The sequence below is a fragment of the Pseudomonas sp. IPO3778 genome, assembly GCF_013386825.1.
In the GTDB taxonomy this organism is placed as follows: domain Bacteria; phylum Pseudomonadota; class Gammaproteobacteria; order Pseudomonadales; family Pseudomonadaceae; genus Aquipseudomonas.
Window position 1 is genome coordinate 96,166 of sequence record NZ_JACARC010000032.1, and the last position, 20,442, is coordinate 116,607.

At 59.9% G+C, this 20,442-nt stretch carries 21 protein-coding genes; 11 read left to right on the forward strand and 10 right to left on the reverse strand.

Annotated elements, in window-relative coordinates; translation table 11 throughout:
* The first annotated feature begins 27 nt into the window (after positions 1-27).
* The 3 genes from rpe to trpE all read left to right on the forward strand — a co-directional run bounded on the left by rpe (position 28) and on the right by trpE (position 3,067).
* Positions 28-702: a ribulose-phosphate 3-epimerase gene (rpe, locus tag HX855_RS15840; RefSeq protein ID WP_088423373.1), complete on the forward strand. Its 675-nt coding sequence runs from the start codon at positions 28-30 to the stop codon at positions 700-702.
* Positions 699-1,517, forward strand: coding sequence for a phosphoglycolate phosphatase (locus HX855_RS15845; protein WP_177088828.1), 819 nt, complete (start codon positions 699-701; stop codon positions 1,515-1,517). The genes rpe and HX855_RS15845 overlap by 4 nt, the downstream gene beginning before the upstream one ends.
* A gap of 68 nt (positions 1,518-1,585) precedes the next feature.
* The gene (gene trpE, locus HX855_RS15850; RefSeq protein WP_010167244.1) at positions 1,586-3,067 is read left to right on the forward strand and encodes an anthranilate synthase component I; all 1,482 of its coding nucleotides are present in this window, start codon (positions 1,586-1,588) and stop codon (positions 3,065-3,067) included.
* Positions 3,068-3,205: 138 nt separating this feature from the next.
* Here the strand turns inward: trpE and estP are convergent, their stop codons facing one another.
* Positions 3,206-5,128: an esterase EstP gene (gene estP / locus HX855_RS15855; protein WP_177088827.1), complete on the reverse strand. Its 1,923-nt coding sequence runs from the start codon at positions 5,126-5,128 to the stop codon at positions 3,206-3,208.
* A gap of 412 nt (positions 5,129-5,540) precedes the next feature.
* On the opposite strand from estP, the gene HX855_RS15860 reads away from it, so the two are divergent.
* The 4 genes from HX855_RS15860 to HX855_RS15875 are packed head-to-tail and all read left to right on the forward strand — an operon-like array spanning position 5,541 to position 8,724.
* Positions 5,541-6,134, forward strand: a complete 594-nt coding sequence (locus HX855_RS15860) for an aminodeoxychorismate/anthranilate synthase component II (protein WP_177088826.1) — start codon at positions 5,541-5,543, stop codon at positions 6,132-6,134.
* Positions 6,135-6,143: 9 nt separating this feature from the next.
* Positions 6,144-7,193, forward strand: coding sequence for an anthranilate phosphoribosyltransferase (trpD, locus tag HX855_RS15865; RefSeq protein WP_177088825.1), 1,050 nt, complete (start codon positions 6,144-6,146; stop codon positions 7,191-7,193).
* A complete protein-coding gene (trpC, locus tag HX855_RS15870; RefSeq protein ID WP_177088824.1) occupies positions 7,190-8,026 on the forward strand; it encodes an indole-3-glycerol phosphate synthase TrpC in 837 nt (278 codons plus the stop codon). The genes trpD and trpC overlap by 4 nt, the downstream gene beginning before the upstream one ends.
* 2 nt (positions 8,027-8,028) lie before the next feature.
* Entirely contained in the window at positions 8,029-8,724 is a 696-nt protein-coding gene (locus HX855_RS15875; RefSeq protein ID WP_177088823.1) for a lipoate--protein ligase family protein, read from the forward strand.
* On the opposite strand, the gene crp is transcribed toward HX855_RS15875, so the two are convergent.
* Positions 8,721-9,365 (reverse strand): cAMP-activated global transcriptional regulator CRP, encoded by a 645-nt coding sequence (gene crp / locus HX855_RS15880; protein ID WP_177088822.1) that lies wholly within the window; start codon positions 9,363-9,365, stop codon positions 8,721-8,723. The two genes, HX855_RS15875 and crp, sit on opposite strands and share 4 nt — an antisense overlap.
* Positions 9,366-9,614: 249 nt before the next feature.
* Between crp and HX855_RS15885 the strand changes: the two genes are divergently transcribed.
* A complete protein-coding gene (locus HX855_RS15885; RefSeq protein WP_005792019.1) occupies positions 9,615-10,037 on the forward strand; it encodes an OsmC family protein in 423 nt (140 codons plus the stop codon).
* A gap of 165 nt (positions 10,038-10,202) precedes the next feature.
* Here the strand turns inward: HX855_RS15885 and coq7 are convergent, their stop codons facing one another.
* The 6 genes from coq7 to hemJ form a co-directional block, all read right to left on the reverse strand.
* Positions 10,203-10,850, reverse strand: a complete 648-nt coding sequence (coq7, locus tag HX855_RS15890) for a 2-polyprenyl-3-methyl-6-methoxy-1,4-benzoquinone monooxygenase (RefSeq protein WP_177088821.1) — start codon at positions 10,848-10,850, stop codon at positions 10,203-10,205.
* A gap of 181 nt (positions 10,851-11,031) precedes the next feature.
* Positions 11,032-11,370, reverse strand: coding sequence for a histidine triad nucleotide-binding protein (locus HX855_RS15895; RefSeq protein WP_010167221.1), 339 nt, complete (start codon positions 11,368-11,370; stop codon positions 11,032-11,034).
* Between the two features lie 46 nt (positions 11,371-11,416).
* On the reverse strand, positions 11,417-12,205 hold the full coding sequence (locus HX855_RS15900; RefSeq protein WP_177088820.1) for an SDR family oxidoreductase: 789 nt from the start codon (positions 12,203-12,205) through the stop codon (positions 11,417-11,419).
* A 62-nt stretch (positions 12,206-12,267) separates the two neighbouring features.
* Positions 12,268-13,233 (reverse strand): DUF805 domain-containing protein, encoded by a 966-nt coding sequence (locus tag HX855_RS15905; RefSeq protein WP_177088819.1) that lies wholly within the window; start codon positions 13,231-13,233, stop codon positions 12,268-12,270.
* 63 nt (positions 13,234-13,296) lie between these two features.
* Positions 13,297-14,265, reverse strand: a complete 969-nt coding sequence (locus tag HX855_RS15910) for a nitronate monooxygenase family protein (protein ID WP_177088818.1) — start codon at positions 14,263-14,265, stop codon at positions 13,297-13,299.
* A 24-nt stretch (positions 14,266-14,289) separates the two neighbouring features.
* Positions 14,290-14,718 (reverse strand): protoporphyrinogen oxidase HemJ, encoded by a 429-nt coding sequence (hemJ, locus tag HX855_RS15915; protein WP_088423386.1) that lies wholly within the window; start codon positions 14,716-14,718, stop codon positions 14,290-14,292.
* Positions 14,719-14,854: 136 nt separating this feature from the next.
* On the opposite strand from hemJ, the gene argC reads away from it, so the two are divergent.
* Together argC and erpA are read left to right on the forward strand one after the other, a co-directional pair.
* Positions 14,855-15,889: an N-acetyl-gamma-glutamyl-phosphate reductase gene (gene argC / locus HX855_RS15920; protein WP_177088817.1), complete on the forward strand. Its 1,035-nt coding sequence runs from the start codon at positions 14,855-14,857 to the stop codon at positions 15,887-15,889.
* Positions 15,890-16,051: 162 nt separating this feature from the next.
* Entirely contained in the window at positions 16,052-16,402 is a 351-nt protein-coding gene (erpA, locus tag HX855_RS15925) for an iron-sulfur cluster insertion protein ErpA (protein WP_003176443.1), read from the forward strand.
* Positions 16,403-16,468: 66 nt separating this feature from the next.
* On the opposite strand, the gene HX855_RS15930 is transcribed toward erpA, so the two are convergent.
* Positions 16,469-17,560 (reverse strand): anhydro-N-acetylmuramic acid kinase, encoded by a 1,092-nt coding sequence (locus tag HX855_RS15930; protein WP_177088816.1) that lies wholly within the window; start codon positions 17,558-17,560, stop codon positions 16,469-16,471.
* Positions 17,561-17,563: 3 nt separating this feature from the next.
* A complete protein-coding gene (locus HX855_RS15935; protein WP_177088893.1) occupies positions 17,564-18,976 on the reverse strand; it encodes a peptidoglycan DD-metalloendopeptidase family protein in 1,413 nt (470 codons plus the stop codon).
* A gap of 211 nt (positions 18,977-19,187) precedes the next feature.
* Between HX855_RS15935 and tyrS the strand changes: the two genes are divergently transcribed.
* Entirely contained in the window at positions 19,188-20,387 is a 1,200-nt protein-coding gene (tyrS, locus tag HX855_RS15940) for a tyrosine--tRNA ligase (protein ID WP_177088815.1), read from the forward strand.
* The last annotated feature ends 55 nt before the right edge of the window (positions 20,388-20,442 follow it).

Here is a 20,442-nt window from a genome sequence, read left to right on the forward strand (position 1 = left end):
TCGTGATTTAGCTCAAAAAGGTGCGTCATGCAGCCCTTCGTCATTGCTCCATCGATTCTCTCCGCCGACTTCGCCCGCCTGGGTGAGGAAGTGGACAACGTGTTGGCCGCCGGTGCCGACTTCGTTCACTTCGATGTCATGGACAACCACTATGTACCGAACCTGACCATTGGTCCGATGGTCTGCGCCGCCCTGCGTAAATACGGCGTGACCGCGCCGATCGACGCGCACTTGATGGTCAGCCCGGTGGACCGCATCGTCGGTGACTTCATCGAAGCCGGCGCGACCTACATCACCTTCCACCCGGAAGCCACGCTGCACGTCGACCGTTCCCTGCAACTGATCCGCGAAGGCGGTTGCAAGGCGGGCCTGGTGTTCAACCCGGCCACGCCGTTGAGCGTGCTCGAGTACGTGATGGACAAGGTCGACATGGTGCTGCTGATGAGCGTCAACCCGGGCTTTGGCGGGCAGAAGTTCATCCCCGGCACCCTCGACAAGCTGCGCCAGGCGCGGGCGCTGATCGATGCCTCGGGCCGTGATATCCGCCTGGAGATCGACGGTGGCGTCAACGTCAACAACATCCGCGAAATCGCCGCAGCCGGTGCCGACACGTTTGTCGCCGGTTCGGCGATCTTCAACGCGCCGGACTATCAGGAAGTGATCGCCAAGATGCGTGCAGAACTGGCGCTGGCGCGTCCATGAGCGGCTTTGAGCAGCTGTTCCCCGGCAAACTGCCACGGCTGGTGATGTTCGATCTGGACGGTACGTTGATCGATTCGGTGCCGGATCTGGCGGCTGCCGTGGACGCCACGCTGCTCAAGCTCGGTCGCCAGCCGGCGGGTGTCGAATCGGTGCGCGAGTGGGTTGGCAACGGCGTGCACATGCTGGTACGCCGGGCCCTGGCCAACCATATCGACGCCGAGGGTGTCGATGAGGTGGAGGCCGAGCATGCGCTGGAACTGTTCAACGTGGCCTATGAAAACGGCCATGAGCTGACCGTGGTTTACCCCGGCGTGCGCGATACCCTGAAATGGCTGCACAAGCAGGGCGTGGAAATGGCCCTGATCACCAACAAGCCGGAACGCTTCGTCGCGCCGCTGCTGGACCAGATGAAGATCGGCCGGTATTTCCGCTGGATCATCGGTGGCGATACCTTGCCGCAGAAAAAACCTGACCCGGCTGCACTGTTCTTCGTGATGAAAATGGCCAATATCCCGGCCTCCCAATCGCTGTTTGTCGGCGATTCGCGCAGCGATGTGCTGGCGGCGAAGGCAGCAGGCGTCAAGTGCGTGGCCTTGAGTTATGGCTATAACCATGGCCGGCCGATTGCCGAAGAATCCCCGGCGCTGGTCATCGATGACCTGCGCCTGTTAATCCCCGGTTGCTTGGGAGCGGGCGCTGAGATAACGTTGCCCGACGCTGTTCCAACCCCTTCTGGAAATCCCATCGTGGTGGTCACTCGCAAACTCTGGATGAAAGTCATCAAGGCCCTGGCCCGCTGGCGTTGGCGCGCCTGACTGATCCTGGCCGCGCTGCGGCACGTTTGCACACCTGACCGTTAGACCCTCATGCCACGAGGCACCTCATGATCCGCGAAGAATTCCTGCGTTTGGCCGCTGCCGGCTACAACCGTATCCCCATGGCCTGCGAAACCCTGGCCGACTTCGACACCCCGCTGTCGATCTACCTGAAACTGGCCGACGAGCCCAACTCCTATCTACTGGAGTCGGTGCAGGGCGGCGAGAAATGGGGCCGTTATTCGATCATCGGCCTGCCATGCCGCACGGTGCTGCGTGTACATGATCACCATGTCAGCATCACCCTGGATGGCGTCGAGATCGAAAGCCACGACGTGGAAGATCCGCTGGCCTTCGTCGAAGACTTCAAGGCGCGCTACAACGTGCCGACCATCGCCGGCCTGCCGCGTTTCAACGGCGGCCTGGTGGGTTACTTCGGCTACGACTGCGTGCGCTACGTGGAAAAACGCCTGGGCAAATGCCCGAACCCCGATCCATTGGGCGTGCCGGACATTCTGCTGATGGTTTCCGATGCCGTGGTGGTGTTCGACAACCTCGCCGGCAAGATGCACGCGATTGTGTTGGCCGATCCTTCCCAGGCCGATGCGTTCGAGCAAGGCCAGGCCAGCCTCGAAGCGTTGCTGGAAAAACTGCGCCAGCCGATCACCCCGCGTCGCGGCCTGGACCTCAGCCGTCCACCGGCGGCGGATCCGGTGTTCCGTTCCAGCTTTACCCAGGATGACTACGAGCGTGCCGTCGATACCATCAAGGAATACATCCTTGCCGGTGATTGCATGCAGGTGGTGCCGTCGCAACGCATGTCCATCGACTTCAAGGCTGCGCCGATTGATTTGTACCGGGCGCTGCGCTGCTTCAACCCGACGCCGTACATGTACTTCTTCAACTTTGGCGACTTCCACGTCGTGGGCAGTTCGCCGGAAGTGCTGGTGCGTGTGGAAGACAACCTGATCACTGTGCGCCCGATTGCCGGCACGCGCCCTCGCGGTGCGACCGAAGAGGCTGACCTGGCGCTGGAACAGGACCTGTTGAGCGACGACAAGGAAATCGCCGAGCACTTGATGCTGATCGACCTGGGCCGCAATGACACCGGGCGCGTCTCGGAGATCGGTTCGGTGAAGCTCACCGAGAAGATGGTGATCGAACGTTATTCCAACGTGATGCATATCGTGTCCAACGTCACCGGCGAATTGAAGGCCGGGCTGACGGCGATGGACGCACTGCGGGCGATCCTGCCGGCGGGCACCCTGTCGGGTGCGCCGAAGATTCGTGCGATGGAAATCATCGACGAACTGGAGCCGGTGAAGCGTGGTGTGTATGGCGGTGCGGTGGGGTATTTCGCCTGGAACGGCAACATGGACACCGCGATTGCGATCCGTACGGCGGTGATCAAGGACGGCGAACTGCATGTGCAGGCAGGCGGCGGGATTGTGGCCGACTCGGTGCCGGCCCTGGAATGGGAAGAGACGCTGAACAAGCGTCGGGCGATGTTCCGGGCGGTGGCGCTGGCTGAGCAAACGCCGCAGGGCTAACTGCTGATCTCGATCCAAATGTGGGAGCCGGGCTTGCCCGCGATGGCGGTGTGACAGTCGACAGATTAGTTGATTGATCTACCGCCATCGCAGGCAAGCCAGCTCCCACAGTTGTTTTGTGAGGGATTTAAGATCGGATCAGAAGTCCAGGCTCACCCCAACGCTGACCCCTTGCTGGGTAAAGTTGTCATCCTTTCTCACGTTATAGGCCGCATTCAACGCCAGGTCCTTGGTCAGCTTGTGGGTGATTCCCAGGTTCAAGCGATCCGAATTGCTGCGTGGCGTGTAGCCGTCCAGTTTGAAATCAATCCCAGGCACGCTGTTAAGGGACATGCCCACGCGCTGGGTGTCATTTTCAAACTCGTGCTCGTGGGCCACTTCGCCAAACATGAGGGTTTGCGGGGTGAAGCGGTAGTTGGCTTGCAGGCCGATCCCCAGGCGCTTGGAGTCACGCTGTTGGTCATCAAAGGTCAAGGCCGTGGACCGGGCATCCTTCTCCGAGTAGCCGTTAACTTCGACCCGCGAATAGTCGGCGCTGATGAAGGGCGAGAAGTGCCATTCGCTGTTCGGCTCGGCGATGTCATAGCCCACACGTGCGCTCAAGGCCCATAGCCAGCCGTCGGTGTCGCCTTTCTCGGTGCCTTCGCTGACGCCCAGGGCGAACTTGCGCTTGAGGCTGTCGAAGTCCAGCTTGCCGCCGGTCAACGCGGCGTCGGCCCACCAGTGGTCTTCTTGATACTGGGCGAACGCAGTACCCAGATAACTGTTGAGTTTGTAGTCCGAATCGCTGGCGCCGACCTCAAGGCTCTGGCGATAGAACCCTGCAGCCACACCCACCCGCCATTCGTCATTGAGCCGGTAGCTGCCGCCGATGTTCAGGTTGTAACCGCTGCCGTCACCGCTGGCCGAGCTGCTTTGATCGTCGAAGTCCAGGTGTTGGCCGCCGGCGGCAACAATGGCTCGCCATTGCCCCACGGCCTGCCAGTGGCCGGAGTCGGCTTGCCACTGGTTGCGCAATTCATCCTGGTGCGCGCGCAAGGTGCCTTGGGCCATTTCCGGAAGCAGGGTGATTTCCCAGGGGGCGGCGAGCAGCGAATACGCGTAATCGGCGATCAGCACCTGGCCGGCTTCGGTGGGGTGGACGGTGTCGTTGTAAATCAGCTTGCTCGGGTCCGGGTTGGTACCGCCGACGCCATACACGGGGTTCCTGCAGGTGGTACCGCTAAAGCAGGTCTGGTTGAGGTTCTGGTCGGTGGCGAAACCAAAGCGGCCGGGGTCGGCGAAGGTTTCCTTGAGCAGCAATGGAATGTTCAGCGGGATGATCTGCGCGTCGATTTGCGACAGGCGCTGTACCAGTGTCTGGTTGAAGACGCCGGCCAAGGCGCTGACGGTGCCTTGAAGCGGCGTGCCATTGACCGCAGGTGTCAGGCCCAGGTCCGGCAGCATCCACACCATCACGTAGCGGGCGCCTGCCTGTTGCAGGGCCTGGGCGCTGTTGGCCAGGCGCCCTGCTGCAGCCGAGGCCTGATCGGGGCTGAGGACCAGGCCGTCGAGAAAGTCATTACCGCCGCCGGACAGAAAGTACAGCGCGTTGGGGTCGGCTCGGCCACCGGTGGATGCCAGGTATCCGGGGCGTGTACGCAACACCTGCCCGGTGTCGCTATCGGTGACGGTGGAGTTACCGGTGATGGCGTCGTAGATCTGCTGGGTGGTGTAGCCGCCGACGGCCCAGTTATTGCCGTCTGCCTGGCCCAGCGCGGCCCGCTCCGGCGAGGTCGAGGCATTCAGGTCGCCGGGAGCAACCCCCAGCTTGCCGCCCAGTAATGTTGAGGAAATCAGCGACGTGCTTTCGCCGCTGCCGTCGAAGTATTGCGGGCCGGTGCGGTTGGTGAAGCGATAGGTTGAGCCGGGGGCGCCAGGGTCGGCGAATGTCCCGGCGTCGGCCAGGCTGTCACCGAACACAATCATGGTCGAGTAGGGTGACGGCGCGGCGAAGGCTTGCGAGCAGGCCAGCGTGAGCACGCAGCCGACCAGTGGAGCGAAGTAAGGCGTCTTGGTCATGAGTCCGTCCATGATTTATTGTTTTCTCAGCACTGTGACTGTAGCGGCCCCCCAAGGGTTCTGAAAAATTTGACGCCAATTATCGGTCGGGCAGTTTCCCCCGTATTTGCGGCGCCATATTGCACCGCTGGCGAGGCTACGTTACTGTGCTTGGACGTATGAATGAGACCCTCCCCGTGTTGATCATCAGCAAACTCTTGATGCGAGTAGTCAAGGCACACGCCCGTTGGCGTTGGCGCGCCTAACTTTTCTCTACCGGCCACGCCGGACCTGTACCGATTCGCCTTTCTTCACCCTTTGTTCGACGCCCCTTGCCGGCTCACCCTGGCAACCGGAACGTGCGTCTGGCAGCGGGTCACTCCCTTGGAAGGCCGTCATTAGAAGTCAGTGAATTCAAGAGGTTTTAACCCACATGTTGCTGATGATTGATAACTACGATTCCTTTACCTACAACGTTGTGCAGTACCTGGGCGAGCTCGGCGCCGAGGTCAAGGTGGTGCGCAACGACGAATTGACTGTGGCCCAAATCGCCGCGTTGAACCCTGAGCGCATCGTCGTTTCCCCTGGCCCGTGCACGCCGACCGAAGCCGGCATCTCCCTCGAAGCCATCAAGTATTTCGCCGGCAAGCTGCCGATCCTGGGCGTGTGCCTGGGGCACCAGTCCATCGGCCAGGCGTTCGGCGGCGATGTGGTTCGCGCCCGCCAGGTGATGCACGGCAAGACCAGCCCGGTGTTCCATAAGGACCAGGGCGTATTCCACGGCTTGAACCTGCCGGTGACGGTGACCCGTTACCATTCGTTGGTGGTCAAGCGTGAAACCCTGCCCGAGTGCCTTGAGCTGACGGCCTGGACCCAGTTGGAAGACGGCTCCGTCGACGAGATCATGGGCCTGCGTCACAAGACATTGAACGTCGAAGGGGTGCAATTTCACCCGGAATCGATTCTGACCGAGCAGGGCTTTGAGCTGTTCGCTAACTTTCTCAAGCAGAGCGGCGGCACGCGCTAAGGACTTTTCATGGATATCAAGACTGCCCTGAGCCGTATCGTCGGCCACCTGGACCTGAGCACCGCTGAAATGAGCGATGTGATGCGCGAGATCATGACCGGTCAATGCACTGACGCGCAGATCGGCGCGTTCATGATGGCCATGCGCATGAAGAGCGAAAGCATCGACGAGATCGTTGGTGCCGTGTCGGTGATGCGTGAGCTGGCGGACAAAGTCGAACTCAAGACCCTCGACGGCGTGGTCGACGTGGTTGGCACTGGCGGCGACGGTGCGAATATCTTCAACGTATCGACGGCGGCCTCCTTTGTGGTGGCGGCTGCCGGCTGCACCGTGGCCAAACACGGTAACCGTGCGGTGTCGGGTAAAAGCGGCAGCGCCGACTTGCTGGAAGCGGCAGGTATCTATCTGAACCTGACGCCGGTACAAGTGGCGCGCTGCATCGACAACGTCGGCATCGGCTTCATGTTCGCCCAGGCCCATCATGGCGCGATGAAACATGCCGCCGGCCCGCGCAAAGAGTTGGGCTTGCGCACCCTGTTCAACATGCTCGGCCCGCTTACGAATCCGGCCGGCGTGAAGCATCAGGTAGTGGGCGTGTTCAGCCAGGCGCTGTGCCGGCCATTGGCTGAAGTGTTGCAACGCCTGGGCAGCAAGCACGTGCTGGTGGTGCACTCCAAGGATGGCCTGGACGAATTCAGTCTGGCGGCACCGACCTTCGTGGCGGAACTGAAGAACGACCAAGTCACCGAGTATTGGGTCGAGCCCGAAGACCTCGGCATGAAAAGCCAGAGCCTGCACGGCCTGGCGGTGGAAAGCCCGGCGGCTTCCCTTGAGTTGATCCGCGATGCCCTGGGGCGTCGCAAGACCGAAAACGGCCAGAAAGCCGCAGAAATGATTGTGCTCAATGCCGGTGCGGCGCTGTATGCCGCGGACCACGCCTACAGTCTCAAAGAGGGCGTTGCCCTTGCTCATGATGCATTGCACACCGGGCTGGCGCGCGAAAAGCTCGAAGAACTGGGTGCGTTTACTGCGGTGTTCAAAGTGGAGAATGAAGGATGAGTGTGCCGACCGTTCTGGAAAAAATCCTGGCCCGCAAGGCAGAAGAAGTTGCTGAGCGCCGTGCCCGTGTCAGCCTGGCCGAGCTGGAAGGCCTGGCGAAAAGCGCCGATGCACCGCGCGGTTTTGCCAATGCGTTGATCAAGCAGGCCAAGGACAAGCAGCCGGCCGTCATCGCTGAAATCAAAAAAGCGTCGCCGAGCAAGGGCGTGATTCGCGAGATCTTCATTCCTGAAGACATTGCCAAGAGCTACGAGAGGGGCGGTGCGACGTGCCTCTCGGTGTTGACCGATATCGACTTCTTCCAGGGCTCCGACCTGTACCTGCAGCAAGCGCGCGCGGCCTGCTCGCTGCCGGTGATCCGCAAGGACTTCATGGTTGACCCGTACCAGATCGTCGAAGCCCGTGCGTTGGGCGCCGATTGCGTGCTGTTGATCGTCTCCGCACTGGATGACGTGAAAATGGCCGAACTGGCTGCCGTGGCCAAAAGTGTCGGCCTGGATGTGTTGGTGGAAGTGCACGACGGTGATGAGCTGGAGCGCGCGCTGAAAACCCTCGACACACCGTTGGTGGGTGTCAACAACCGCAACCTGCATACCTTCGAAGTCAGCCTGGAAAACACCCTCGACCTGTTGCCGCGTATTCCGCGCGACCGGTTGGTGATCACCGAAAGCGGCATCGTCAATCGCGCCGATGTCGAACTGATGGAGATCAGCGGTGTGTACTCGTTCCTGGTCGGCGAAACCTTTATGCGCGCCGAGAACCCGGGGGCTGAACTTCAGCGCCTGTTCTTCCCGGAGCGTGGCGTTGCCGTCAGTGGTTCCACCCTGGATTGATGATGACCCAGCCGGTGGCGATGACGGTCGAGGCAGGCCTTAAGGCCGAGCAGGATTTGCTCGCCGCCGTCTGCGCGGGTGAGCAACCGTTTGGCCTGCTGTTCTGGCAACCCAGCGATCAAGCGCTGGTAATGCCTCGTCGCCTGAGCCGTCTTCCGGCGTTCGAGACGGCCAGCCAGGTCTCGGCTGATGCCGGTTGGCCGGTGCTGTTGCGGGAAACGGGCGGTGAGCCGGTCCCGCAGTCGGCGGCCACGGTCAATATTGCACTGGTCTACGCGCCGCCGCGCAGTGAAGGTGACCCGGGCCGCATCGAAACCGGCTATCAGCGTTTGTGCCAGCCGATTTGCGACCTGCTGATCGAGCTGGGCGGCGATGCTTCGGTGGGTGAGATCGACGGTGCATTTTGTGACGGTCGCTATAACGTCAACCTGGATGGCCGCAAAATGGTCGGTACCGCCCAGCGCTGGCGCCAGAGTGGCGGGCGCCCGGTGGGGTTGGTGCACGGTGCACTGTTGCTGGATGACGATCGTGTAGAGTTGATTGCGGCGGTCAATCGCTTCAATGCAGCGTGTGGCCTGGAACAACGGGTGCGCGCTGAAAGCCATATCGCCTTGCACGAAGCCTTTGCGGCACCAGACGCGATTGCGCGGCTTGATACGCTGTACCGACAGATGCTGGCAAGCTTCCTGCCGGGTTAGCGCGTACCGAACACCACCATGGTCTTGCCTTTGACATGGACCAGGTTGCGTTCTTCCAGGTCCTTGAGCACCCGACCTACCATTTCCCTTGAGCAACCCACGATCCGGCCGATTTCCTGGCGGGTGATCTTGATCTGCATGCCGTCGGGATGGGTCATGGCGTCCGGCTGTTTGCACAGTTCCAGCAGGCAGCGGGCAACCCGGCCGGTGACGTCGAAAAACGCCAGGTCGCCGACTTTGCGCGTGGTGTCTCTCAGGCGTTGGGCGATCTGGCCGCTCAAGGCGTACAGAATGTCGGGATCCTGCTGGGCCAACTCGCGAAATTTCGCATAGCTGATCTCGGCGACTTCGCATTCGACCTTGGCCCGCACCCAGGCACTGCGCTGCTGTTCCTTGCCGGCTTGTTCGAAAAGCCCGAGTTCACCAAAGAAATCACCGGTATTGAGGTAGGCGATGATCATTTCGCGACCATCGTCATCCTCAATCAGGATGGTGACCGAGCCCTTGATAATGAAGAACAGGGATTCCGAACGCTCGCCCGCGCAGATGATGTTGTGCTTGGCCGGATGACGCCGGCGCTGACAATGCATCAGCAGTTTGTCGAGGTTTTTGATTTTGGGTGTGGGAGTAATAGCAACCATGGTTGTATCCCGAAAAGACTGCACGGTGTTGTTGAGCTTGTTTTTTTATCCAGCGCGATCAACGGCCACGCTACATCATCCGTGGATGGCAATGCGCCATTGATTTGGCGCCAGCTTAACAGACACATTCTGACTCCATTAGGGAATTTACCCAGCAAACACTGCTGTTGATCGCTTTCATGGGAAACGCTGCCGGCCCAAAGCCCTGTGCTAAGCTGGCGACCCTTTTTTAGCAGTGGAGTCTGGGCGATGAAGGCACGCATCCAATGGGCGGGCGAAGCCATGTTCCTCGGTGAGTCGGGCAGTGGCCACGTGGTGGTCATGGATGGTCCGCCGGAGGCCGGTGGCCGTAACCTGGGCGTACGCCCGATGGAAATGCTCCTGCTCGGTGTAGGCGGTTGCAGCAATTTCGATGTGGTCAGCATCCTGAAGAAGTCCCGCCAGGCGGTGGAAAGCTGCGAAGCGTTCCTGGAAGCCGAGCGTGCGACTGAAGACCCGAAGGTGTTCACCAAGATCCACATGCACTTCGTCGTTAAGGGCCGGGCGTTGAAAGAAGCCCAGGTCAAACGGGCCATCGAGTTGTCGGCGGAGAAGTATTGTTCGGCCTCGATCATGCTGGGCGCGGCGGGCGTTGCCATTACTCATGATTACGAGATCATTGAGTTGGGCTGATCGTTGATTGACAGGCAAAAAGAAAGGGCGCTCAAAAAGCGCCCTTTGTTGTTTTTTGTAGGAGCAAGCTTGCTCGCGATGGGCGTTAACGATAACGCTGGCATCCTGAATGAATGCGGTGCTCTTGCGTTTTTCGCGAGCAAGCTCGCTCCTACAGGAGTTGGCTCAGATGCGGTAAGTGCTCTTGGTCATGACCTTGGCCAGCAGGCTCATGCCAAATTTCACCGGTGCCGGGAAGCGGAAACCGCCCGCGTCCAGCGCGCTTTCGGCGTGATGTTCTTCATCGATGCGCATCTGCTCAAGAATCGCCCGGGACTTTTCGTCCTCGACCGGCAGTTGTTCAAGGTGTTCATTGAGGTGTTTGCACACCTGATGCTCGGTGGCGGCCACAAAGCCGAGGCTGACTTTGTCGCTGATCAGCCCCGCCACCGCACCAATCCCAAACGATAAACCGTAAAACAGTGGGTTCAATACGCTGGGATGGCTGTTCAGTTGGCGAATGCGTTGTTCGCACCAGGCCAGGTGATCGATTTCTTCTTCAGCAGCATGCTCCATCGCGGCGCGCACTTGCGGCAGCTTGGCGGTCAGGGCCTGGCCCTGGTACAGCGCCTGGGCACACACTTCGCCGGTATGGTTAATGCGCATCAGGCCGGCGACGTGGCGGGTGTCGGTCTCGCTCATCTGCACGTCAGGCTGCACGATGGCGGGCGACGGGCGGTGCGGCTGGCCACTGAAAGGCAACAGCGTGCGCATGGCCGTATCGGCTTGCAGCAACAGGCGATCAATCGGCGAGTAGTGACGTTGGGTAGTCATGCTGACCTCCGGGAAGAGTCTCGGCGGCCAGTTTACCGCAAGAGAGGGGGAAGCGTTTGCGCTGGGTCAAATTGCTTGTGTGGCGAGGGAGCTTGCTCCCGCTGGAGTGCGCAGCGCTCCCGGTTTTTATGCGGCCGCTATGCGGCCCAGCGGGAGCAAGCTCCCTCGCCACAGGTAGTGCTCAGCCCGGCGGCCAGTTCATCTGGCGCTGACCCAGCACATGCATGTGGATGTGATACACGGTCTGCCCGCCGTCTTCGTTGCAGTTCATCACCACACGGAAGCCCTTTTCGCAGCCTTGCTCAACGGCCAGGCGCTGGGCGGTGAACAGGATATGCCCGGCCAGTGCCTTGTCTTCCTCGGTGAGGTCGTTAAGGGTACGGATCGGCTTTTTCGGGATCACCAGGAAATGCACGGGTGCCATTGGCGCGATGTCGTGGAAGGCCAGGACCTGGTCATCTTCGTAGATGATCCTCGCGGGTATTTCTCTGTTGATGATCTTGGTGAACAGAGTATCCACAGCTGTTTCTCCATTGTGAAAGTGCAGGGTGAGTGTACGCAGGCGATCAGCGCGGGCAATAGGCCTTGTTGATGGCGCCGGCGATCTTGCGCGTCAGCCAGCGCGGGCTCAGCCGCGGGCTGAAGGCCAGCCAGCGATTACGCCGACCGGGAATGATGATGGCTTTGTTCTTGTCCAGGGCGCGTACGGCATAGAGCGCGACCTCTTCCGGGCTCATCAGCTGTTGGCTGCGGTCGAGCTTGGCGGTGTCCATTTGTGCAGTGCCGTAGAACGCGGTGCGGGTCGGGCCGGGGCAGAGCACGGAAACCTTGATACCGCAGGTTTTCAGCTCTTCGCGCAAACCTTCGGAGAAATGCAGCACGTAGGCCTTGCTGGCGTAGTAGGTGCTCATCCACGGCCCCGGCTGGAAGGCGGCAACCGATGCGACATTGAGAATCTGTCCGCCACCGTGCAGCGCCATGGCGTTGCCGAGGGCGTGGCACATGCGGGTCAGGGCCAGGATGTTGACTTCCATCAGGTCCTGCTCGGTCATCCAGTCCTGTGCCAGGAACGGGCCGCTGGTGCCGATGCCGGCGCAGTTGACCAGCAGGTCGATCTGCCGTTCGCCTTCTTCCAGCTCCAGCAGAAACCCGGACAGCCGCAATGGCTCGCCCAGGTCGCAGGCGCGGAACAGCACCTCGACGCCAAAGCGCTGAGTCAATTCGATTGCAATGCTTTCCAACTGATCACGCTGGCGGGCCACCAGAATCAAGCTGCGGCCGCGACGGGCCAGTGCTTCGGCCAAGGCCAGGCCGATGCCGCTGGAGGCACCGGTGATCAGAGCGTAACGGGTCATGCGTTTCTCCATCGCAACGCTACCGGGCCTGTGACAGAGGCGTCACAGGCGTCGGGCGTTTTTCACTGTTGCGTAGAGTCTACAGGTTCGGCTGTGTCGTCAGCACTTTGCACATCGACTTCATCGACGGTGGTGGCTTGGTCGCTGTCGTCATCGGCATTGATGGAGCTGCTTTCGTAGCTGGCGCCTACGTCGCTTTCCAGTTGATCCAGGTACCCGCTCATGCCTACTAACACTGCGCCGGCAAAGATCAGCGGAATGAAGGCCAGCCACAGGGCAGACAGGATTTTTACCGCGGTAGAGTTGCGCGGTGGTGGCGCGCCATACTGGTTGGCCCCTGTATTGCCCGGCAGAACCATCAACAGAATCGGGAAAATGCTGCCTACGAATGGGACCAGGTGCAGGAACCACAGCCAGCCGGACCAGCCCAGGTCATGCAGGCGCTGCACCGTGATCTGCACGCTGACCCACACCGCGGCCACGAGTAAGGCAATCCCGACCAGGAAGCCAATGACCATGGCAATCATCGGAGACACCGCGGCGATGCCCAGCCCGACAGTAAAGAACGCGCCCGACACGAGCATCATCACCACGCTCAACACCAGTGTCCACGCCAGGAAGCGCAAGCGCCCGATACGTCCGTTGACGGTGAATACCTTAAGGGTGGAAAACTCCGGCAGGTTCTCGCCTACAGCGGCCCGGGGCGGGGCGTAAGGCGAAGCGGCGGGGCTTGTGTAATCGGTCGAGCTGCCGGAGCCCGTTTCGTGGGTTTCGGCAAGGCTGAAGGCGACGGGCTGCTCTTCTTCTACGCGTGCATCGACCCCGGCGTTTTTCAACGCCTGCAGGTAAGTTTCGGCGTCGGCGCGGGAAAGATCGCGCTTCAGGGCGACCGGGCGCCCGGTGAAGAGCTTTTCGATCGCTTCAACTTCGCTTTTGAACAGCTCGGCAAGGTTCAGTTTCGCGGTAGTGCTCTCGACACCCGGGAGCAATGCGCCATCAAACACAATCTTGAAACGGTTGTCGCTCATGCGGGCATCCTTGTCTCTTGAATAGGGGAAGCCTGCTTCGATCGGCAGGCTTTGGATCGCGGATCAGCGTGGCCAGCGTTTCGGCAGTTGTGCCGCGTGCTCGAGCGCCTTGCGGTATTCGGCATCCAGGCGGGCCACGAGTTCATCGACGCTGGGCAAATCATCAATCTCACCGACACCCTGGCCGGCCGACCATACGGTCTTCCAGGCTTTGGCTTCGTCGTTGAGTGGCTTGAGCTTGGAGCCGAAATTGACTTCGCCCTTGCCTTGCAGTGCGGCCAGGTCGAAACCGGCGTTTTCCAGGCTCTGACGCATGAAGCTTGCGGGAACGCCGGAGACGGCTGGAGTGTGCACGATGTCGGCGGCGCGCGATGTGAGCAGCATCTCTTTATACGCATCCGGGGCGTGGCTTTCGGTGGTGCCTATAAAGCGGGTGCCGAAATACGCCAGGTCTGCGCCGAGCAGTTGCGCGGCCAGGATCTCGTGGCCGTGGTTGAGACAGCCGGCGAGTAGCAGCGTCTTGTCGAAGAACTGACGAATCTCAGCGATCAACGAAAACGGGCTCCAGGTTCCCGCATGGCCACCGGCGCCTGCGGCGACGGCAATCAGGCCGTCGACGCCCGCTTCAGCGGCTTTCTCGGCATGGCGCCGGGTGGTGACATCGTGGAATACCAGGCCGCCGTAGCTGTGTACGGCGTCCACCAATTCTTTCACCGCGCCCAGGCTGGTGATGACGATCGGCACCTTGTGCTCGACGCAGATCGCCAGGTCAGCTTCCACACGCGGGTTGCTGTTGTGCACAATCAGGTTGACCGCATAGGGCGCCGGGTTGTCCAGCAGCGCCAGGCCCGCTTCGATCTCTTCCAGCCACGCCTTGAAACCGCTGCTTTCCCGTTGGTTGAGGGCCGGGAAACTGCCGACTATCCCGTTACGGCAGCAGGCCAGGACCAGTTGCGGGTTGGAAATCAGAAACATCGGCGCGGCCACCAGAGGCAAGCGCAGACTGTGTTCGAGCGAAGCGGGCAGCGACATTGGAAGTACCCCGAGTAATAGAAATTAGAACGGTTTGACCACGACCAAAATTACGATAGCCAGCAATATCAGAACCGGCACCTCATTGAACCAGCGATAAAAGACATGGCTGCGGGTGTTTTCGCCACGGGCAAAACGTTTTACCTGTGCGCCGCACATGTGGTGGTAGCCGATCAACAGTACTACCAGGGTCAACTTGGCGTGGATCCACCCGCCGGATTGAAAGATGGCAGGGTTGAGGTAGATCAACCAGCCGCCGAACACCAGGCTGGCAATCATTGCTGGCCCCATGATCCCTCGGTACAGCTTGCGCTCCATCACGCTGAAGCGTTCCTTGCTGACCGTGTCCTCGCTTTGGGCGTGGTAGACGAACAGGCGCGGAAGGTAAAACAGCGCGGCAAACCAGCAGACGATGCTGACGATATGAAAGGCTTTGACCCATAGATAAAGCATTTTTAGTTATTCCCAGGTTCACGGTAGCTGAAGATAGTAGTGGCTCAAGCGTCTGCACGTCACGTTGACGGTTGTCGCAGGACGATACGAACCCTATTATCGACGGCTTTCCAGTGGGTTCGTTGAGGGCAGGTTTATGGTCAAGGTCGGTATCGTCGGCGGCACGGGTTACACCGGTGTCGAATTGCTGCGTCTGTTGGCTCAGCATCCGCAAGCTGAGGTGGTGGTGATCACTTCCCGATCCGAGGCCGGCCTGGCCGTGGCCGACATGTACCCCAACCTGCGAGGCCATTACGATGGCCTGGCGTTCAGCGTGCCGGACATCAAGACTCTGGGGGCCTGCGATGTGGTGTTCTTCGCCACGCCCCATGGTGTTGCCCATGCGCTGGCGGGTGAGTTGCTGGCAGCCGGCACCAAAGTGATCGACCTGTCGGCAGACTTCCGCTTGCAGGACGCCGAAGAGTGGGCCAAGTGGTACGGCCAGCCCCACGGCGCGCCGGAGCTGTTGGAAGAAGCGGTGTACGGCCTGCCTGAGGTCAATCGTGAGCAAATCAAGCAAGCGCGCCTGATCGCTGTGCCGGGCTGCTATCCGACTGCTACCCAGTTGGGCTTCCTGCCATTGCTGGAAGCCGGTTTGGCAGATGCTTCGCGGCTGATTGCTGACTGCAAGTCCGGCGTCAGCGGTGCGGGTCGTGGTGCTGCAGTAGGCTCGCTTTACTCCGAGACGTCGGAAAGCATGAAAGCCTACGCGGTCAAAGGCCATCGTCACTTGCCGGAAATTCGCCAGGGGCTGCGTCGCGCAGCCGGTAAAGATGTCGGCCTGACGTTTGTGCCGCACCTTACGCCGATGATCCGCGGGATTCACTCCACGCTGTATGCAACCGTTGCGGATCGTTCGGTGGATCTGCAGGCGCTGTTTGAAAAGCGTTATGCCAATGAGCCGTTCGTCGATGTGATGCCGGCGGGCAGCCATCCGGAAACTCGTAGCGTGCGCGGTGCCAACGTATGCCGTATCGCAGTACACCGTCCACAGGATGGTGACCTGGTGGTGGTGTTGTCGGTGATCGATAACCTGGTCAAGGGCGCTTCGGGCCAGGCCGTGCAGAACATGAACATCCTGTTTGGCCTGGATGAAAAGCTGGGTCTGTCCCACGCAGGCATGCTGCCGTAAGTTTTCTGCTGTTGCGCAAAGGCCCGTTGACCGGGCCTTTCGTGTTTTTAATGGCCGCTGCGCTGATTGATATACCGTAACAATAGTTGACCGCTTTTCTAGGAGAAGCGGATAATGCCCGCCATCACGCATATGGCGGCGCTACGCCGGGAGATTATCAGCATGAGCGTTGAATCCTTCACCCCCACGGCTTTGCAATTCACCCACGGTGCTGCGCACAAGGTGAAGAGCCTGGTCGATGAAGAGGGTAATGATCGCTTGAAGCTGCGCGTATTTGTTACGGGCGGCGGTTGTTCAGGATTTCAGTACGGTTTCACCTTCGATGAAGACGTGGCCGATGACGACACCATCGTTGAGCGCGAGGGCGTAAGCCTGGTTGTGGATCCGATGAGCTTCCAGTACCTGGCAGGAGCCGAGGTGGATTATCAGGAAGGTCTGGAAGGTTCGCGCTTCGTGATCAAGAACCCGAATGCCACCACCACCTGTGGTTGCGGTTCTTCGTTCTCGATCTGATCGGCAGCGGATGAAAAAACGCCGCTTGGCCTTGATAGGGCCAAGCGGCGTTTTGCTGTGTGGGGGTCAGGCGGGGTAGATTGCGCCGAGTACGCGAAGGCCGCGGGCGCCGGTGACGCTGGGGCGGTTGGCGGCGATACCTTCCAGGCAGCAATGGGCCAGCCAGGCGAAGGCCATGGCTTCGACCCAGTCGGGGTCTACGCCGTAGGCGGCAGTACTGCTCACTTGGGTGGCGGGCAGCAGGGCGCTCAGGCGGTTCATCAAGGTCGCGTTGTGGGCGCCACCGCCGCAGACCAGCAGGGTTTCGGTCTGTGGTTGGGCGGTTTGCAGGGATTCGACGATGGTCTGGGCGGTCAACTCCAGCAGCGTGGCTTGCACATCTTGAGCTACGAATGGCGGTAACCGCCCCAGGTGATGCTCCAGCCACCCGAGGTTGAAGACTTCACGGCCGGTGCTTTTCGGCCCTTTGGTCATGAAGAACGGGTCGCTGAGTAAGGCCTTGAGCAGCGACTGTTCAACGTTACCGCTGGCAGCCCATTGGCCATCACGGTCAAAGTTCTCACCGCGTTGCTGGTGAATCCAGGCGTCGAGCAGGACATTGCCTGGGCCACAATCAAATCCAGCCACTGGTTTGCCGGTCTCGATCAGGCTGAGGTTGCTGAACCCGCCGACGTTCAGCACGGCCCGGTTTCCCGCACGTTCGCCAAACAGTGCCTCATGAAAGGCGGGGACCAGCGGGGCGCCTTGGCCACCCGCGGCGACGTCGCGGCTGCGGAAATCACTGACGACGGTGATTCCGGTCAACTCGGTGAGCAGCGCCGGGTTGCCAATCTGTACGGTAAAGCCCCGTGCAGGTTCGTGGCGAATGGTTTGCCCATGGCTGCCAATTGCTCGAATGTCCCGGGGCTTGAGGTTCTGTTGACCGAGCAGGGTATGAATGCCCTGGGCGGCGAGTGTCACCCAGTTGTGCTGGGCGATCGCCGAGCGGGCGATCTCGTCCTGGCCGCTGGCGCAAAGGCCAAGCAGCTCAGAACGCAGGGATTCCGGCATGGGGATATAGTGGGTGGCGATCAGCCTGATCGCCGGGTCCTGCTCGATCAGCGCAATGTCCAGGCCATCAAGGCTGGTCCCGGACATCACACCTATATAGAGCGACATGGCTTAGCGTTTCGCCGAGGCCAGGAGGGTAGTGCGCTCCTGGTCCATGCGGGCCATCAGTGGCTGGCTCTGCTGCACGAAGCGCGCGCGCTCGGCTTTGGCAATTGGATCGGCCATTGGCAGCTTCTGGCCCAGTGGGTCGACGTGCACGCCATTGACCTGGAACTCATAGTGCAGGTGCGGACCGGTGGACAGGCCGGTGGTGCCGATATAGCCGATCACCTGGCCTTGTTTGACATTACTGCCAGTCTGTACGCCCTTGGCAAAACCTTGCATGTGGCCATACAGCGTGCGGTAGGTGGCGCCGTGCTGGATGATCACGGTGTTCCCGTAACCACCGCGGCGGCCGGCCAGCAATACTTTGCCATCACCGGCAGCCTTGATTGGCGTGCCACGTGGGGCGGCGTAATCGACGCCTTTGTGAGCGCGAATTTTGTTCAGAATTGGATGCTTGCGACCCATCGAGAAACGCGAGCTAATACGGGCGAAGTCAACCGGGGTGCGGATGAAGGCTTTGCGCATGCTGTTGCCATCGGCGGTGTAGTAGCTGCTGTTGCCTTGTTTGTTGGTGTAGCGCACGGCGGTGTAGGTCTTGCCACGGTTGGTGAATCGCGCAGAAAGGATATTGCCGGTGCCGACGACCTTGCCGTTGGCGACCTTTTGCTCGTAGATCACGTCGAATTCGTCACCTTGGCGAATGTCCTGAGCGAAGTCGATGTCGTAGCCAAATACGCTGGCCATGTCCATCGTCATGCTATGGGACAGCCCGGCGCGTGCGGCGGATTGTGACAGCGAGCTGTTGATCACGCCGTGTGCATAGGCAGAGCGCATGACCGGCTTGGTGGTGACGCGATTGAAGGCAAAGCCTTTGGCGCCTTTGGTCAGCGTGATGCTTTCCAGGTCGCTGACGTTGCTGTGCAGGTTGTTCAGCTGCCCGTCGGGGGTGAATTCGAACTCAAGCTTCTGGCCATGCTTGAGTTGCGTGAACTGCTTGGCCTGCTTGTCGCTTGCCATCACATCGTTAACTGTCGCCGCGGGGAGGCCGACCTTTTCGAACAGGGTCGAAAGGGTGTCGCCCTTGGCAACAATGACTTCCCGGTGGAGCGGGTTCTTGGGGGCTTCTACCGCAGGCTGAGCCTGTGCGGTCTCTTTGGTGTCTTCGGCACTGTTTTCGATCTGCGCAAACGGCGATTCTGCTGCGCCATTTGTGGCTTGTAGTGCGTCGGAAGCGTCTTGATCTTGTGTCAGTTGCTCAACCGGACTTTCAAGGTCAAGGCTTAGGGTCGTTCGTTTGGCTTCTACGTCGCTGGAAGGAAATACCAGGAGTGCCAGGCTCAGAAGGGCGGCGATACCACTTGCGGCGAGCAGGTGGGTCTTCGGGTAAAGCGGCGGCGCTTTAGACGGTTCTGTGGTCATAAGTAATTTTGACTTTGAAAAGATGAATTGGAAAAGATGAATGACATGATGAACATGAAATAACTGTATAAAATATAACCAAATCATCTGTGGTGCAAGCTTGCGAATGCCAGGCTTGCTGAACGGTGTCCGTGCGCAGGGCAAAACTTGTAATTAGTCCCTGATCTTGTATGGTTGGTTCCCTTTTGAATCTGAGCCTTGCGGGTCTGTTATGAAGTCGGTTGAAGAGCAGCTAGCGCTGATCAAACGTGGTGCGGAAGAACTGTTGGTCGAAGCTGAGCTGATCGAAAAGCTCAAGCGTGGCCAACCCCTGCGTATTAAGGCCGGCTTTGATCCGACGGCGCCGGATCTGCACCTTGGGCACACGGTGCTTATTAATAAGCTGCGTCAGTTCCAGGAGCTGGGGCATCAGGTGATCTTCCTTATAGGTGACTTCACCGGGATGATCGGTGATCCGAGCGGCAAGAGCGCTACGCGTCCGCCGCTGACCCGTGAGCAGGTTCTCGATAATGCCGAGACCTACAAGACCCAAGTCTTCAAGATTCTTGATCCGGCCAAGACCGAGGTGGCATTCAACTCCACCTGGATGGATCAAATGGGCCCGGCGGACTTTATTCGTCTGACGTCCCAATACACCGTTGCCCGCATGCTCGAGCGCGATGACTTCGACAAGCGCTACTCCACCAATCAGCCTATCGCTATCCATGAGTTCCTGTATCCGCTGGTTCAGGGGTATGACTCGGTGGCGTTGCGTGCCGATGTCGAGTTGGGCGGTACCGATCAGAAGTTCAACCTGCTGATGGGACGTGAGCTGCAGCGTGCATATGGGCAAGAGGCTCAGTGCATTCTGACTATGCCGTTGCTGGAAGGCTTGGATGGCGTCAAGAAGATGTCCAAGTCCTTGGGTAACTATGTAGGTATCCAGGAAGCACCGGGCGTGATGTACGGCAAGCTGGTATCGATTCCGGATGCGCTGATGTGGCGTTACTTTGAGCTGCTGAGCTTCCGTTCGATGGATGAGATCAATGCGTTGCGTGCCGATGTAGAGGCGGGTGCGAATCCGCGGGATGTGAAGATCAAGCTGGCGGAAGAGATCGTTGCGCGCTTCCATGGTGAAGAGGCTGCGGCCAGCGCTCACCGTGCCGCGGGTAACCGTATGAAAGATGGCGAGTTGCCGGATGATCTGCCTGAGATTGAATTGACTGCTGCCGAAGCAATGCCGATCGCTGCTGTCCTTAATAAGGCTGGCTTGGTGAAGAATTCCGCAGTGGCACGCGACCTCTTGGGTTCGGGTGGTGTGCGTATAGATGGTGAGGTTGTCGATCGCACCTTTATATACGAGCTGGGCTCGACTCACGTTTGCCAGGCCGGCAAGAAGGCATTTGCGCGTATTACGCTTAAATCCGAATAAACCTGAAATTAACTGTTGACGGCGATTTATATCTGTCTATAATTCGCCCCACTTC

Bases quoted from the DNA above. Each gene is read 5' to 3' on its own strand.
- rpe (WP_088423373.1), top strand. From the start codon at position 28: ATGCAGCCCTTCGTCATTGCTCCATCGATTCTCTCCGCCGACTTCGCC.
- crp (WP_177088822.1), bottom strand. From the start codon at position 9,365: ATGGTTGCTATTACTCCCACACCCAAAATCAAAAACCTCGACAAACTG.
- HX855_RS15930 (WP_177088816.1), bottom strand. From the start codon at position 17,560: ATGTCGCTCTATATAGGTGTGATGTCCGGGACCAGCCTTGATGGCCTG.
- hemJ (WP_088423386.1), bottom strand. From the start codon at position 14,718: ATGCTTTATCTATGGGTCAAAGCCTTTCATATCGTCAGCATCGTCTGC.
- tyrS (WP_177088815.1), top strand. From the start codon at position 19,188: ATGAAGTCGGTTGAAGAGCAGCTAGCGCTGATCAAACGTGGTGCGGAA.
- HX855_RS15845 (WP_177088828.1), top strand. From the start codon at position 699: ATGAGCGGCTTTGAGCAGCTGTTCCCCGGCAAACTGCCACGGCTGGTG.
- HX855_RS15875 (WP_177088823.1), top strand. From the start codon at position 8,029: ATGACCCAGCCGGTGGCGATGACGGTCGAGGCAGGCCTTAAGGCCGAG.
- HX855_RS15905 (WP_177088819.1), bottom strand. From the start codon at position 13,233: ATGAGCGACAACCGTTTCAAGATTGTGTTTGATGGCGCATTGCTCCCG.
- argC (WP_177088817.1), top strand. From the start codon at position 14,855: ATGGTCAAGGTCGGTATCGTCGGCGGCACGGGTTACACCGGTGTCGAA.
- trpC (WP_177088824.1), top strand. From the start codon at position 7,190: ATGAGTGTGCCGACCGTTCTGGAAAAAATCCTGGCCCGCAAGGCAGAA.
- HX855_RS15860 (WP_177088826.1), top strand. From the start codon at position 5,541: ATGTTGCTGATGATTGATAACTACGATTCCTTTACCTACAACGTTGTG.
- HX855_RS15900 (WP_177088820.1), bottom strand. From the start codon at position 12,205: ATGACCCGTTACGCTCTGATCACCGGTGCCTCCAGCGGCATCGGCCTG.
- estP (WP_177088827.1), bottom strand. From the start codon at position 5,128: ATGACCAAGACGCCTTACTTCGCTCCACTGGTCGGCTGCGTGCTCACG.
- trpE (WP_010167244.1), top strand. From the start codon at position 1,586: ATGATCCGCGAAGAATTCCTGCGTTTGGCCGCTGCCGGCTACAACCGT.
- HX855_RS15885 (WP_005792019.1), top strand. From the start codon at position 9,615: ATGAAGGCACGCATCCAATGGGCGGGCGAAGCCATGTTCCTCGGTGAG.
- trpD (WP_177088825.1), top strand. From the start codon at position 6,144: ATGGATATCAAGACTGCCCTGAGCCGTATCGTCGGCCACCTGGACCTG.
- coq7 (WP_177088821.1), bottom strand. From the start codon at position 10,850: ATGACTACCCAACGTCACTACTCGCCGATTGATCGCCTGTTGCTGCAA.
- erpA (WP_003176443.1), top strand. From the start codon at position 16,052: ATGAGCGTTGAATCCTTCACCCCCACGGCTTTGCAATTCACCCACGGT.
- HX855_RS15935 (WP_177088893.1), bottom strand. From the start codon at position 18,976: ATGACCACAGAACCGTCTAAAGCGCCGCCGCTTTACCCGAAGACCCAC.
- HX855_RS15910 (WP_177088818.1), bottom strand. From the start codon at position 14,265: ATGTCGCTGCCCGCTTCGCTCGAACACAGTCTGCGCTTGCCTCTGGTG.